At 64.5% G+C, this 14,120-nt stretch carries 13 protein-coding genes; 8 read left to right on the top strand and 5 right to left on the bottom strand.

The features are described from left to right. Positions 1-22: 22 nt before the first annotated feature. The 4 genes from BRX37_RS11375 to BRX37_RS11360 form a co-directional block, all read right to left on the bottom strand. Positions 23-610, bottom strand: coding sequence for a gamma carbonic anhydrase family protein (locus BRX37_RS11375; protein WP_125987042.1), 588 nt, complete (start codon positions 608-610; stop codon positions 23-25). A 7-nt stretch (positions 611-617) separates the two neighbouring features. Next, positions 618-1,613, bottom strand: a complete 996-nt coding sequence (hemB, locus tag BRX37_RS11370) for a porphobilinogen synthase (protein ID WP_010337968.1) — start codon at positions 1,611-1,613, stop codon at positions 618-620. 253 nt (positions 1,614-1,866) lie between these two features. Further along, positions 1,867-2,643: a hypothetical protein gene (locus BRX37_RS11365; RefSeq protein WP_125987040.1), complete on the bottom strand. Its 777-nt coding sequence runs from the start codon at positions 2,641-2,643 to the stop codon at positions 1,867-1,869. 117 nt (positions 2,644-2,760) lie between these two features. Continuing rightward, entirely contained in the window at positions 2,761-3,003 is a 243-nt protein-coding gene (locus BRX37_RS11360) for a reeler domain-containing protein (RefSeq protein WP_004212020.1), read from the bottom strand. Positions 3,004-3,117: 114 nt separating this feature from the next. On the opposite strand from BRX37_RS11360, the gene BRX37_RS11355 reads away from it, so the two are divergent. The 7 genes from BRX37_RS11355 to trmB all read left to right on the top strand — a co-directional run bounded on the left by BRX37_RS11355 (position 3,118) and on the right by trmB (position 11,811). Beyond that, positions 3,118-3,639, top strand: a complete 522-nt coding sequence (locus BRX37_RS11355; protein WP_125987038.1) for a GNAT family N-acetyltransferase — start codon at positions 3,118-3,120, stop codon at positions 3,637-3,639. 11 nt (positions 3,640-3,650) lie between these two features. After that, positions 3,651-4,286, top strand: coding sequence for a YqaA family protein (locus BRX37_RS11350; protein WP_004212017.1), 636 nt, complete (start codon positions 3,651-3,653; stop codon positions 4,284-4,286). A gap of 10 nt (positions 4,287-4,296) precedes the next feature. Then, positions 4,297-5,838 carry an apolipoprotein N-acyltransferase gene (gene lnt / locus BRX37_RS11345; protein WP_125987036.1) on the top strand — a complete coding sequence of 514 codons (1,542 nt, stop codon included), beginning with the start codon at positions 4,297-4,299 and terminating at the stop codon, positions 5,836-5,838. Positions 5,839-5,895: 57 nt separating this feature from the next. Beyond that, positions 5,896-7,095, top strand: a complete 1,200-nt coding sequence (gene metK / locus BRX37_RS11340) for a methionine adenosyltransferase (protein WP_125987034.1) — start codon at positions 5,896-5,898, stop codon at positions 7,093-7,095. Positions 7,096-7,296: 201 nt separating this feature from the next. Then, complete coding sequence (locus tag BRX37_RS11335) at positions 7,297-9,498, top strand: DUF3141 domain-containing protein (protein ID WP_125987032.1); 2,202 nt, start codon at positions 7,297-7,299, stop codon at positions 9,496-9,498. Between the two features lie 509 nt (positions 9,499-10,007). Beyond that, complete coding sequence (locus tag BRX37_RS11325) at positions 10,008-11,063, top strand: hypothetical protein (protein WP_125987030.1); 1,056 nt, start codon at positions 10,008-10,010, stop codon at positions 11,061-11,063. A gap of 52 nt (positions 11,064-11,115) precedes the next feature. Further along, complete coding sequence (gene trmB, locus BRX37_RS11320; protein ID WP_017502318.1) at positions 11,116-11,811, top strand: tRNA (guanine(46)-N(7))-methyltransferase TrmB; 696 nt, start codon at positions 11,116-11,118, stop codon at positions 11,809-11,811. A gap of 336 nt (positions 11,812-12,147) precedes the next feature. Here the strand turns inward: trmB and BRX37_RS11315 are convergent, their stop codons facing one another. Continuing rightward, positions 12,148-13,050: a LysR family transcriptional regulator gene (locus tag BRX37_RS11315; RefSeq protein ID WP_125987028.1), complete on the bottom strand. Its 903-nt coding sequence runs from the start codon at positions 13,048-13,050 to the stop codon at positions 12,148-12,150. Between the two features lie 94 nt (positions 13,051-13,144). Here BRX37_RS11315 and BRX37_RS11310 point away from each other — a divergent pair, with 94 nt between their 5' ends. Further along, positions 13,145-14,023, top strand: coding sequence for an oxidoreductase (locus BRX37_RS11310; protein ID WP_125987206.1), 879 nt, complete (start codon positions 13,145-13,147; stop codon positions 14,021-14,023). The last annotated feature ends 97 nt before the right edge of the window (positions 14,024-14,120 follow it).

Here is a 14,120-nt window from a genome sequence, read left to right as displayed (position 1 = left end):
AAACCGGAAATGCGCCGATTTTTCAGCCCATCTGGCGCACCGCGCCCTTATGCGCCTTGCCATTATGAACATAATGGTCGACGCCTTCGCGCATGGTGATGATCGCCTCGTCGGTCAGGTCGCGCATATATTTCGCCGGGCGCCCGGCCCAGAGCTGCCGGTGCAGCACCGTCTTGCCGGGCGACAGCAGCGCGCCGGCCGCCAGCATCGCGTCGCTCTCCACGGTGCAGCCGCTCATCACGATCGCGCCCAGCCCCACGAACGCGCGGTCCTCCAGCACGCAGCCATGGACCATCGCCATATGGCCGATCAGCACATCCTCGCCGATGATGGTGGGATAGCCCTCCGCCGGATAGCCCGGACGGCCGTCGCCGGGGCTGTCGCAATGGACAACCGTGCCGTCCTGGATATTGGTGCGCGCGCCGATGCGGATATGGTTCACATCGCCCCGGATCACGCAATTATACCAGATGCTGGCATCCGCGCCGATCTCGACGTCGCCGATGATCCGGCATCCCGGCGCGATGAAGGCGCTGGGGTGGATCAGCGGCGCCTTGCCGTTCAGCGGGATGATCGAAACATCAGGATGGTCGGCGGGATGATCGTTCATCTGCGCCTCAACCATTCAGCAGCCGCGCCGCGTGCAGCGCATGATAAGTCAGCACGCCCGAACAGCCGGCCCGCTTGAACGCCATCAGCGTTTCCAGGATCAGCGCATCGCGGTCCCCCGACCCGGCGGCGGCGCCATGTTCGATCATCGCATATTCGCCCGACACCTGATAGGCGAAGACCGGGACGGAGAAACGATCGCGCACCCGCGCGACGATATCCAGATAGGGCAGGCCCGGCTTCACCATCACGCTATCCGCGCCCTCGGCCAGGTCCAGCGCGACCTCGCGCAGCGCCTCCTCGCCATTGGCCGGGTCCATCTGGTAATTTTTCTTGTCGCCCTTCAGCAGCCCGCGCGATCCCACCGCGTCACGGAACGGACCATAGAAGGCGCTGGCATATTTGGCGGCATAGGCCATGATCTGGACATTGGCGTGGCCGGTTTCCTCCAGCGCCTCGCGGATCGCGCCGATCCGGCCGTCCATCATGTCGCTGGGCGCGATGATGTCGGCGCCTGCCGCCGCCTGGTTGAGCGACTGGCCGATCAACATGTCGATCGTCGCGTCATTGATCACATAGCCGGTCTCGTCGAGCAGCCCGTCCTGGCCATGGGCGGTATAGGGATCGAGCGCCACGTCCGTCAGCACGCCGATATCGGGCACCGCATCCTTGATCGCGCGGATCGCCCGACACATCAGGTTATCGGGGTTCAGCGCCTCGGCGCCATCGTCGCTGCGGCGGTCGGCCTGGGTATTGGGGAACAGCGCCAGACAGGGAATGCCGGCGTCGCGCGCTTCCTTGGCCCGCGCCACCATCAGGTCGACCGACCAGCGCGACACGCCGGGCAGCGCCGCGATTGGCTCCTCGACGCCGTCCCCTTCGGTCACGAAAAGGGGCCAGATGAAATCGCTGGGCGACAGGCGGTTTTCGGCATGCATCGCCCGGCTCCAGGCGGTGGCACGGGTGCGGCGCATGCGCAGCGCCGGATAGGAGGCAATAGTCATGCCGCGGGTGTAGGCCGCAGCCCCAAGCGGATCAAGCCGGACCGATTGTCCTGCCCTTGGCGGGAATGGGTGGAAACAAGACATTCCTCCCCGGCACGGGGAGGGGGACCGCTCGCGTAGCGAGTGGTGGAGGGGCACAGGCCGGATAACGCAGCGCCAAGAGGCACCTGCCCCTCCGTCAGCGCTTCGCGCTGCCACCTCCCCGTGCCGGGGAGGAATGTCCGCTTCTGCTAGATACCCGGCCTACGCCGCCTCAGCGCCCGTCGTCGTCCGCGCCGGCGCTGCCACCGATAACCGTTCGGGTATAATCGATGCGGATGCGGACCCAGGCGCCGACCTGGGGCTTGCCGTCGACGCGGGGCGGCCGCACCAGGAATTGCCAGGCGGCCAGGCGCACGGCGCGGCCAAAGCCCGATCCGGTCGGATATTCGCTGATCATCTGGCAATTTTCGACATGATAATGGTCGATCGTCTTGCACGCGACCAGGCCATAGCCCTGCGCTGGCGCATTGGCGGGCAGATAGGTCGACAATTCGGCATGGGTCGGCCGGCGATACCATTCCGCCTCGAACAGTTGCACGCCGCCCGGCCCCTCGCCCGGCCCGACAATCGCCTTGGCATTGCCGGTGCCGCTGTCGCCGACGCCGGCCGTCTTCTTTTCCATCTTGCCGATGTCGGCCGCCGCCATCTGGCGGCTGTCGAGCGTGATGAAGGGGAAAGGCGATGGCGGCTGCACGCTCGGCGTCTCGACCGGCCGGGGCGGCGTCACCACCGGTTCGCTCTTCTGCTTGGGCGCGGCGGTATCCCGCTCGCGCTTTTCCGCCTTCTGCGCCTTGGACTTCTCCTTGTTCGCCTGCTTGGCCGGCTCGATATCGAAGCTCACCGGATTGCGATCCTCGACCTTCTTGGGATCGATATGCGGCGCCATCGTCAGCAGCGCCAGCAGCAGGATCGCGTTCAGCACCAGCGCGAATGCCAGGCCGCCGGCCCGCTGCCGCAACTTGTCCCAGGGAATATGCGAAATTATCAAGCGTGCCGACCGGTCTGAACAGGAAGTGGGTCATGCCCAGACGGCGCCGGACAGTCAACGCCGTGGCAGCTGACAAATCGGTAATATGGTGGGATTGGCCGCCCGACGCCCTGCCCGTCAGCAGACATCCTCTTCGCGCACCACCGGCCGGCTCTCGCGCGTGGCGCGCATCCGGCTGGCCTTGTCGTCGACATCGGAGGTCAGCACCACATGATCGTCATGCACTTCCAGCAGCACCCCGGCAAAGGGAAATCCCTCCAGGCTGCCGGTCACCCGATAGCTGACCGAATCGCCGACCTTGAAGCTGGCCGGGTCCATGTTGAAGCTGAAGGGGCAACTGCCCTCGCCCATGTCCTGCATGTCACTCTCCTCTTTGACGCCGATCCTATCGCGGCCAGCGCATCCCGATCAAGCATCGCCGCGTCCATTCTTCAGGGCTTTTGCAGCCATCGCCGGCCCGCTAAAGGCGGGGCCATGGATATCTGCCTTGCCGCCCCCGCCGACCTGCCCCTGCTCCACCGCGTGATCGAGCGCGCCTATCGCGGCGACGAGGCGCGGGCCGGCTGGACATTCGAGTCCGACCTGCTGACCGGAGCCCGCACCGATATCGAGGAATTGCAGGAGATCCTCGCCAGCCCGACCGACCGCCTGCTGGTCGCGATCGACGACAAGGGCATGCCCATCGGCTGCGTCCAGATCAGCAAGCGCGACGAGGGCATCGCCTATCTCGGCCTGCTCTGCATCGATCCGCAGCTTCAGGCCGCCGGTCTTGGCCGGCGCATGATCGCTGCGGCGGAGGATCAGGCCGCCCGCGATTTCGGCGCGACCATGATCGAGATGACGGTGATCGACCGGCGGCCCGAGCTGATCGCCTATTATCAGCGGCGCGGCTATGTGCTGACCGACGAGAAGCGCCCCTTCCCCGTGCCGCTCGATCCGCCGCTGAAAATGGTCGTCCTGGCAAAAGCGCTGGCGGCTCCCGTGCAACTGAGCTAGGCCCGCTCGCGATGCTCACCAAGCTCTATCAGTGGATGCTGGCCAAGGCCGCTCACCCGCACGCCGAACGTTGGCTGTTCGCCTTCAGTTTCATGGAATCCAGCTTCTTTCCGATCCCGCCGCATCCGCTGCTGGGCCTGATGTGCCTGGCGCGGCCGGAAAAGGCGATCCGCTATGGCCTCATCTGCACCATCGCTTCGGTGCTGGGCGGCCTGCTCGGCTATGGCATCGGCCATTTCCTCTATCAGGCGGTCGGTGCGCAGATCCTGCATTTCCTTGGCCTGTCGGCGAAATTCCCGGTCGCGGCCTGCTATCTGCGCGACTATGGCGCGGAGATCATCCTGATCAAGGGCGCGACCCCGATCCCGTTCAAGCTGATCACCATCACCGCCGGCTTCATCGGCTTGTCGCTCTTCACCTTCCTGTGGGCCAGCATCCTGTCCCGCGCCTTCCAGTTCATGATCGTCGGCTTCCTGTTCTGGAAATTCGGCCGCCCGATCAAGGCGTTCATCGAGAAATATCTGGCACCGCTGTCGGCGCTGTTCCTGGTGCTGGTGGTCGGCGGTTTCGTCGCGGCATCGATGCTGTCGGGCGGCGGGCAAAAGAGCGATCGCTGCTCCAACGCCACCATGGCCACCATCTCCTGATCCGCCGCAAATGAACGCCCTGCTTGCGCGCCATCCCCGGCTTGCTGCCCTGCTCGCCGGCTTCCTCTCGGCGACCGGTTTCGAGCCGCTGAAACTCTGGCCGGTCACCATCGCCTGCCTCGCGCTGCTGATCCTGCTGATCGAGCGCGCGCCCGATCGCCGCGCCGCCTTTCTGCGCGGCTGGCTGTTCGGGGTCGGCCATTTCACCCTGGGCCTCAACTGGATCGCCCACGCCTTCACCTATCAGGACGCGATGCCGCACTGGTTCGGCTATGGCGCGGTGGTCCTGCTCTCGCTCTATCTCGCCGTCTATCCCGGTCTCGCGACCTTGGGCGCATGGTGGGCCGGGCGCCGTTTCGCCTTAACCGGCCCGGCCTTCCTGCTGCTGTTCGCCGGCTGCTGGATCGCCAGCGAATATGCGCGCGCCACCATCTTCACCGGCTTTGCCTGGAACCCGCTGGGCGTCACCCTGCTGCCGACCGGCGCCGCCATCGCCGCGACGCTGATCGGCACCTATGGCCTTGGCGCGCTGGTGCTGCTCGCTGCCGGCGCCAGCCTGCTGGCCGCGCGCCGCCAGTATCGCCCTGCCGCCGCCATCGCCGTGCCGCTCGTCGTCCTCGCGCTCTGGGGCCAGTTCTCGCCTGCGCCGACGACGCCCGCCGGTGCGCCGCTGATCCGCGTGGTCCAACCCAATATCGGCCAGGACGAGAAATATTCGGCCGAACTGGAACAGACGCATTTCCGCACCCTCGCCACCTTATCGGGCAAGCCGCGTCCCGCCCCGCGCCTGATCTTCTGGCCGGAGGCGGCGATCCCCGCCTATCTCGACATGGAACCCGAATGGCGCTGGCGCCTCGCCGACCTGATGGGGCCGGGCGACTTGCTGATGACCGGCGCGACCAAGGTCTATTTCAAGGACAAGGGCGCCTATGGCACGACCGAACTGGCCGGCGCCAACAACAGCCTGTTCGTGGTCACGCCCGATGCCCAGCTTGCCGCCCGCTACGACAAGGCGCATCTCGTCCCCTATGGCGAATATCTGCCGATGCGCAGCATTCTCCAGCCGATCGGTCTGTCGCGGCTGGTGCCGGGTAACGTCGATTTCTGGCCCGGCCCCGGCCCGCAGAGCCTGACCCTGCCCGCCACCCTTGGCCGCCCCGCGCTCAAGATGGGCGTGCAAATCTGTTACGAGATCATCTTCTCGGGCCAGGTGGTCGATCGCGCCCATCGGCCCGATTTCCTGTTCAACCCGTCCAATGACGCCTGGTTCGGCAACTGGGGGCCGGTCCAGCATCTGGCCCAGGCCCGTCTGCGCGCGCTGGAGGAAGGGCTGCCGATCATCCGCGCCACGCCCACCGGCGTTTCCGCCATCGTCGATGCGCGCGGCCATGTGCTGCATTCACTGTCCAGCCATCGCGCCGGCTATCTCGACAGCCGCCTGCCGCCGCCGCTGCCTGCCACCCTGTTCGCGCGGCTGGGCAACTGGGCGCCCTTTGCCTTCCTTCTGATCCTGCTCGGGACGGCCCTTGCCTTGCGCAGAGGCAAAAGCTAATAGCCACATAAAGTTTTCTTTATGTTCATTCGTCCGCAAGCACCTTACGGGAGTCTCATGCGTAACCAATTCCTCTTCACCTCGGAATCCGTTTCCGAAGGCCACCCCGACAAGGTCGCGGACCAGATTTCCGACTCGATCGTCGACCTGTTCCTGTCCAAGGATCCCGAAGCCCGCATCGCGTGCGAAACCCTGACCACGACCCAGCTCGTCGTCCTGGCCGGCGAAATCCGCTGCAAGGGCGTCTATGAAAATGGCGAATGGGCACCGGGCGCCAAGGAAGAAATCGAAGCGACCGTCCGCGCCACCGTGAAGCGCATCGGTTATGTGCAGGACGGCTTCCACTGGGAAACCTTCCGCTTCGAGAACAACCTGCACGGCCAGTCGGCGCACATCGCGCAGGGCGTTGATGAAAGCGGCAACAAGGACGAAGGCGCCGGCGACCAGGGCATCATGTTCGGCTATGCGTCGGACGAAACCCCTGACCTCATGCCCGCCACCCTCTATTATTCGCACAAGATCCTGGAACGCATGGCGGCCGACCGCCATGGCAAGGTCGTTCCCTTCCTGGAACCCGATGCCAAGAGCCAGGTGACGCTCGAATATATCGATGAAAAGCCGGTCCGCGCGACCGCGCTGGTCGTGTCGACCCAGCATGCCGCCGGCATGGACAATGACGACAGCCGCGCCGAGCTGCGCGCTTACGTCAAGGGCGTGATGGCCGATGTCCTGCCCGAAGGCTGGCTGCCGGGCGACGAAAGCATCTACGTCAACCCGACCGGCCTGTTCGAAATCGGCGGCCCCGACGGCGACGCCGGCCTCACCGGCCGCAAGATCATCGTCGACACCTATGGCGGCGCTTCGCCCCATGGCGGCGGCGCGTTCAGCGGCAAGGATCCGACCAAGGTCGACCGTTCGGCCGCCTATATCACCCGCTACCTCGCGAAGAACATCGTTGCCGCCGGCCTCGCCCGTCGCTGCACGATCCAGCTCAGCTACGCCATCGGCGTTGCAGAGCCGCTCTCGCTCTATGTCGACCTGCACGGCACCGGCACCGTCGAAGCTTCGGCGATCGAAGCCGTGCTGCCGACCCTGGTGCGCCTGACCCCCAAGGGCATCCGCACCCATCTCGGCCTCAACAAGCCGATCTACCAGAAGACCGCCGCCTACGGCCATTTCGGCCGCACGCCCGACGGCGACTATTTCCCCTGGGAAAAGACCGATCTGGTCGACGCGCTCAAGGCGAAGCTGGCCTGAGGCCTGCGGTCTGACGACCAATAGCAAGGGGCGCGGAGAGCTATGCTTTCCGCGCCCTTTTCGCATGTCCGTCACAAGTTGTTACCGGCCTGTCGAAATAAGACGATTTTCCATCGCATTGTCATGACTCGGGGTTATGATGCAGTGCGGTCAGGAATGGGGGTCCGCCGCGACGTCTGAACGCGTTTCGGAAGGCCAGCCATGCCCAGGACGACCAGCGAACCCACAACATCCACCGCTTCCACCCCGCTTTGGCCGCCGCTCGACTGGTTCGGTCAGGCCTTCGACTATGGCGTCGACGCGCTGCAACGCGCCGTCCTGTTCGCCGACGTCAAGCGCCAGCGCGGCGACCAGTATAAGGCGCATCTGGCCGAACGCGTGCCCCATGTGCTGAATTTCGATGGCGAGATCATCCTGTCCGGCGCCGACCTGCCTCGGCCGGTCAACTATGGCCTGGTCCGCATCACCCCGCCGGAGGGCCTGCCGGTCGATCCGGCCAAGCGCCCGGTCATCGTCGTCGATCCGCGCGCCGGCCATGGCCCCGGCATTGGCGGCTTCAAGCCCGACAGCGAGATCGGCGCCGCCCTGCGCGAAGGCCATCCCTGTTATTTCATCGGCTTCACTCCCAATCCGGTCGCGGGGCAGAGCGTCGAGGATGTGATGCGGGCGGAGGCCGCCTTCGTCGCCCATGTCGGCGAACTCCACCCTTCCGCCGACGGCAAGCCGGTGGTGATCGGCAATTGCCAGGCCGGCTGGCAGATATTGATGACCGCTGCGGTCTGGCCCGACCTGTTCGGCCCGATCATCATCGCCGGCGCCCCGCTCTCCTATTGGGCGGGCGACAATGTCATGCGCTATGGCGGCGGCCTGATGGGCGGCAGTTGGGCGACGGCGATGACCGGCGACATGGGCGCCGGCCGCTTCGACGGCGCCTGGCTGGTGCAGAATTTCGAAAATCTCGATCCCGCCAACACGCTCTGGAAAAAGGATTACACCCTTTATTCCAAGGTCGATACCGAAGCCCCACGCTATCTCGGCTTCGAGAAATATTGGGGTGGCTATGTCTATCTCAACGATGTCGAGATGCAGTATATCGTTGACAATCTCTTCATCGGCAACCGGCTCGCCACCGCCCAGTTGCTGACCTCGGACGGCATCCGCATCGACCTACGCAACATCCGCTCGCCGATCCTGGTCTTCTGCTCGCATGGCGACAATATCACGCCGCCACCGCAGGCCCTGGGCTGGATCACCGATCTCTACCGCAACGATGCCGAAATCGTCAGCCATGACCAGACGATCATCTATGCCACCCATGACAGTATCGGCCATCTCGGCATCTTCGTCTCGGCCAGCGTCGGGCGGAAGGAGCATCGCGAATTCGTCAGCGCCATCGACCTGATCGATGTGCTGCCCGCCGGCCTCTATCAGGCGACGGTGCAACAGGATCCCGACGGCGCCCTGCCCGGCGCGGTCGATGATGACGGCCAGTATCTGGCGATCCAGCGGCGCGGCATCGCCGATGTCCAGGCAATCGTGCAGCAGGATTTCGACAGCGAACGGCGTTTCGTCGCCGCCCGCCGTGCGTCGGAAGCCAATCTGGAACTGTATCGCCGCTTCGCCCAGCCGCTGGTGCAGGCGATGGCCAGCCCGCAACTGGCCGACTGGCTGGCGCAATGGCACCCGATGCGCCTGTCCTACAGCTGGTCGAGCGACCATCCCATGGCGCAACTGATCGAGGGCTGGGCCGGGGTCGTGCGCGACAATCGGCGCCCGGTCGCGCCCGACAATGGCTTCCTGGCCGGCCAGACCATGGTGTCGAACATGATGGTCGGCGCGCTCGACGCCTATCGGGATGCCCGCGACAGGCTCCAGGCATTGAGCTTCGATACGATCTATGGCGCGCCGCTGGTTCAGGCCGCCATGGGCGTCGCCCCGCAGGATGGCCGCCCGCCCCGTCATCACCCCGGCGACACGCCGGAACATCGCGCCTTCGTTGCCGAGGAAATGGCCCATCTCAGCGCCGAACTGCATGAAGGCGGCCTGCTGGAGGCGCAGTTGCGGGCGATCTTCCATGTGCTGCGCACCCGCGAACAGACCGACGCCCGCCGGTTCGAGGAGGCACGCCGGCTGCATATCGACATGCTGCCCGCGGGCATGACCCTGCCGCTGTTCCGGGCGCTGGTGCGCGAGCAGGCCAAGCTGCTGCGCCATGATCCCGATGGCGCGATTGCCGGCATTCCCGAACTGCTCGCCCGCGTCGATCCCGATGCGGTCCGCGCCGGCGGGCAAAAGCTTGCCGCATTGTTCGACCGGGACGAAGGGCTGACACAGGAGGAGGCCGCCCGGCTGGGCGCCATGCTCGACCTGTTCAATGCAGCGGCCGATGCCGACCGTGGCTGAGCCATCCTGTCCGGAACATGACGAAAAGTTCATTGGCCTGCGCCCGCGGAACCGCGCATAGAGAGGGCGTCGGGCTCGCACCCCTGTCGAGCCCGGCACCCTCCACCCAGGGCAACGCCATGACCCGTCCTCTTGCTACCGCCTTCATCAGCCTTGCATTTCTGGTTGGCAGTGCCGCTCCTGCACTGGCAGCTCCCTGCAAGGATGCGAAGGGCAAGTTCGTCAAATGTCCGCCAAAGGCGGCCCCGAAAAAGGGCCCCTGCAAGGACGCCAAGGGTCGCTTCGCCAAGTGCAAGTGACCTGACGAACTGGACAGACCGGTCGGGCCTTGCCTCCCGGCCAGCCTTCGGGTCGCACCACGGCTAGCCAGCTTCAAGGGCCATCCTGCCGCTCTCCCCTGTTCGGCATCCCATGGCCCTTGTGCTCTGCCCCCTTCCCGCTACCTTGCCTGCATGCATAGCGGGAGGGGGCAGATATTCATGTGGTTGCGGATAGTTGGCGGCTTTGCGATGGCAACAGCCCTGCCCCTTGCCCCGTCCGCGCAGGCCCAGCCGAGCCCCATCGCCGTAAAGACCGACAAAAGCTGGACACACAAGCCGTCCGGTATTGCCTTCCCGTCGAAGATTGACGGTTTTGCTCGCAGTGCGGTCGAGGATCTGAGCAACGGCGCGCTCCTCGATACATCGATCGCCTATGACGATCCGATCAGTCGCACCCATGTGAATGTCTATGTCTATCATGCCGCCATGCCGGCCACCGCCATCTGGTTCGATGTCGCGGCCACCATGATCGCGACCAATGACAAGTTCGGGCGCCCCGCAGCCCTGGGCGATCCTGTGGCTTTTGCCCTTCCGGGCAGTTCAGTGCAGGCCGGACTGCGCCAGAGCTTCGACATCACCCAGGTCGGCCGCAGCAGCGGCGTTGCCGTCATCGCGATCGGGGAATGGGTGGTAAAGCTGCGCGTCACCTCGCCCGTCCATGATGCGTCCCAGCTTGATGCCCTGTTGGATCGGATGATAGCCCAGATCGGCTGGCCCCGCGCGCTACCGCCGCTCGCGGCGGCCGTTCCGCTCCAACCCTGCCCCCAACCGCTTGTCTTCGGCGCGCCTGCGGACAAGGTGACAAAGGACGGCGCGTCCGTCATTGCCGGCGCGATGATGGGCAATATCGACCGCAGCGTCAGGGAAAAGGCGGCGAAGAATAGAGAAGGCCCGGCCGCCCCGGCCTATTGCGTCCACCCCGATCGGATACAGGGCCGCCTCCCCATCTATCAGGGCGAGACGAATGAGGGCAGCTATGCCATCCCGCTCGGCGACTCGGGCACCATGCTGGTCATCGCCCGAGACACGCTGACCGCCTTGCTCGGCGGCAAGGATGAAAGCAGCGCGCCTTGGACGATCACCGTCCGCAAGCTTGACCAATGGCTGCAATATCCCAGCTATGCCAGCGCGCCGCCGCCGGCCCAGGCGATAGAGATCGTCCAGTCGGAAAAGCCGCTGTCGACCACCAGCGTCTATGGCAAGCAAAGCCAGATAAGCCTGTCGCCGGACGCCGTCGCCAACTGATAGGGCGCACGCCGCTTGCTCCCTCGGCCTGCCCCCGCTATCGGCCCAACCCATGACCGCGCATAAATCGGGCGACCCGACCACCCTCAACCGCCTTTATGGCCGCCAGTCCGGGCCCAAGCTTCGCAAGGGCCAGCAGGAACTGGTCGACACGCTGCTCCCCGCCGTATCGGTGCCGGCCGAAGGCGACGTCACGGCCGCCGACCTGTTCGGCTATGACCGCCCGCTCCATTTCGAGATCGGCTTCGGCGGCGGCGAGCATATGGCCTATCGCGCCGACATGTTGCCCGACCATGGTTTCATCGGCTGCGAGCCGTTCCTGAACGGCGTGGTCCAGGCGCTCGGCCATATCCGCGACGGCGCGCTCGGCAATGTCCGGCTGCACATGGGCGATGCGCTCGACGTTCTCAGCCGCATCCCCGACGGATCGCTCAGCTTCGTTTATCTGCTCCATCCCGATCCCTGGCCCAAGGCGCGCCATGCCAAGCGGCGGATGATGAACCCCGGCCCGGTCGACATGATCGCGAAGAAGCTCAAGCCCGGCGGCGAGTTCCGCTTCGGCACCGATCATCCGGTCTATCTGCGCTGGGCGCTGATGGTGATGAACGGCCATCCCGAATTCGATTGGCTGGCAAGCGATCCCAAGGATTTCCTGACCCGTCCAGGCGGCTGGCCCGAAACCCGCTATGAGGCCAAGGCCCGGCGCCTGGGCCATGAGGTCTGGTATTTCCGGTATCGGCGCATCTAGTGGTCCGAAAAGATTTTGACATTTGCAGCCCCATCCCCGCCGACGGGGGATGCACATGTCAAAATCAATCCACTAGTCAAAGACCCGAGAAAATTAGAGATATTCAAGATAGTTAAATCTACCACCGTGCGAAGCGATGGCCGAAATTTTCCGCAACGGTGATTATTTTCGTGGTGCCTGAAATCTTGCCATCGCCACCGGAAAGTCAGCAAGCGAACGCGAGGTCCACGCCTCTCTGGGCAGGTTGCCGCTTTCCAAGGGACGAGGGCCTGCAGGGTTTTGGTCGATAATCGCAGCCGGCGTACGAACACGGGAGCCGCTCTGACGCGGCCCCATTTACCATCGCTGCAAGCGAACAAAGTCCACGAAAGCCCGCAAGGGCGCCGGCAAATAACGGCGCCCGGAATAATAGAGCCGGGGACCAGAGAAGGTCTGGCACCAGTCGTCGAGAACGGATTCGAGCGCCCCACTCGCGATATACGGTTTAAGCCAATCCTCGAACAGATGCACAATTCCAAGGCCAGCCACGGCAGAATCGATCAGCAATTCGCCCGCCAGACCAGGCTGCACCACCAGCGGCCCGGTCGGATCGACAACGAGAATTTCCCCCTCTCTCTCGAATTCCCATCCCGGCATGGCCCCGCCGGAAAAACGGCCGCGCAGGCAATTATGGCCCAACAGTTGCTGTGGGTGCGAGGGGCGCCCATGATGATCGAAATAGGCTGAAGATCCAGCCGTAACCAACCGCTGCGTCGCTGGGCCGATGGGGATCGCGATCATGTCCTGTTCAAGCCGCTCCTCATAACGGATCCCGGCATCCGCACCGGATTTCAATATGTCGACAAACCCATCCTCCACCGTCACCTCCACTCGAATATCGGGATAGACCCGAAGGAATGATGGGAGGATCGATGGGAGCACGGTGCGGGCGACATTAGCTGGAACATTCAGGCGCAATGTTCCAGCGGGTCTGTCACGGAAGATGTTGACGACATCGAGCGCGTCGCGGATTTCCGAAAGGGCCGGCGACAGCCGCTCGAATAGCCGCGCGCCCGCTTCGGTCAGGGCCATGCTGCGCGTCGTGCGGTGGAGGAGACGAACGCCTAGCCGGGCTTCCAGCCGCCTGAGCGCGTCGCTCATCCCAGATGCCGAGGTGCCCGAAATACGGGCTGCATCTCGGAAGCCTCCTGCCCGCACTACTTCCACGAAGGTGGCAAGATCATCGAGTTCCGTCGCCATTGTTCGATTATCCGTACAGCCTGTTCTGATTACTACGACTTATCGTTCGCTGGCCACAAGCCCATATCGCGGTCTCCAAATGAGGAGACAGGACATGATGGATCTTCGCAAAGCCGGCACCTTCAAGCTGGGCGATCATCTCGTGAACCGCATGGGCTATGGCGCGATGCAACTGGCTGGGCCTGGCGTCTTTGGCCCGCCCAAAGATCGCGATGCCGCCGTCGCGGTTCTGCGCGCGGCAGTTGCGGCGGGCGTGAACCATATCGACACAAGCGATTTCTACGGCCCTCATGTGACCAACCAGATCATCCGCGATGCGCTTCATCCCTATAGCGACGATCTCCTGATCGTGACCAAGGTGGGCGCGATCCGCGGCAAGGACGCCTCATGGCTGCCGGCACAAAGTGCCGCCGAATTGCAGCAGGGCGTCGAAGACAATCTGCGAAACCTTGGCCGCGACACTCTCGACCTGGTCAACATGCGCATTATGGGCGACATCCACGCGCCGTCGGAAGGGTCGATCGAGGCGCAGATCGTCGCCCTTGCACAGCTGCGCGAGACAGGACTGGTTCGACATATCGGCCTCAGCAACGTGACAGAGAGCCAGGTTGCGGAGGCCCAGCGCATCGTCCCGATCGCGTGCGTCCAGAACCAGTATAACCTGGCGCACCGCGCGGATGACGCGCTGATCGACAGCTTGACGAGCCAGGGCATCGCCTATGTCCCATTTTTTCCGCTCGGAGGCTTTTCGCCCATCCAATCGCAGGCATTGGCCCATTTGGCGGATCGCCTAGGCGCTACGTCGATGCAGCTGGCGCTTGCATGGCTGTTGGCGCGCGCACCGAACATGCTGTTGATCCCCGGCACGTCCAATGTCGCGCATCTGACCGAGAATTTGGCAGCAGTGGAGCTGGATCTGTCGCAGGAGGTCAAGGCCGCACTCGAAGCCATTGCGTTCGATCCGGCCCACTGAACCTCGATGATGGGCGCATTCCCGACTGCGGAATGCGCCCATCATCGAGGTTCAGTGGGCCGGATCGAACGCAATGGCTTCGAGTGCGGCCTTGACC

The organism is Sphingomonas sp. S-NIH.Pt3_0716 (assembly GCF_003950715.1).
GTDB classification, from domain to species: Bacteria; Pseudomonadota; Alphaproteobacteria; order Sphingomonadales; family Sphingomonadaceae; genus Sphingobium; species Sphingobium yanoikuyae_A.
This window is presented reverse-complemented; position numbering and strand designations above follow the sequence as displayed.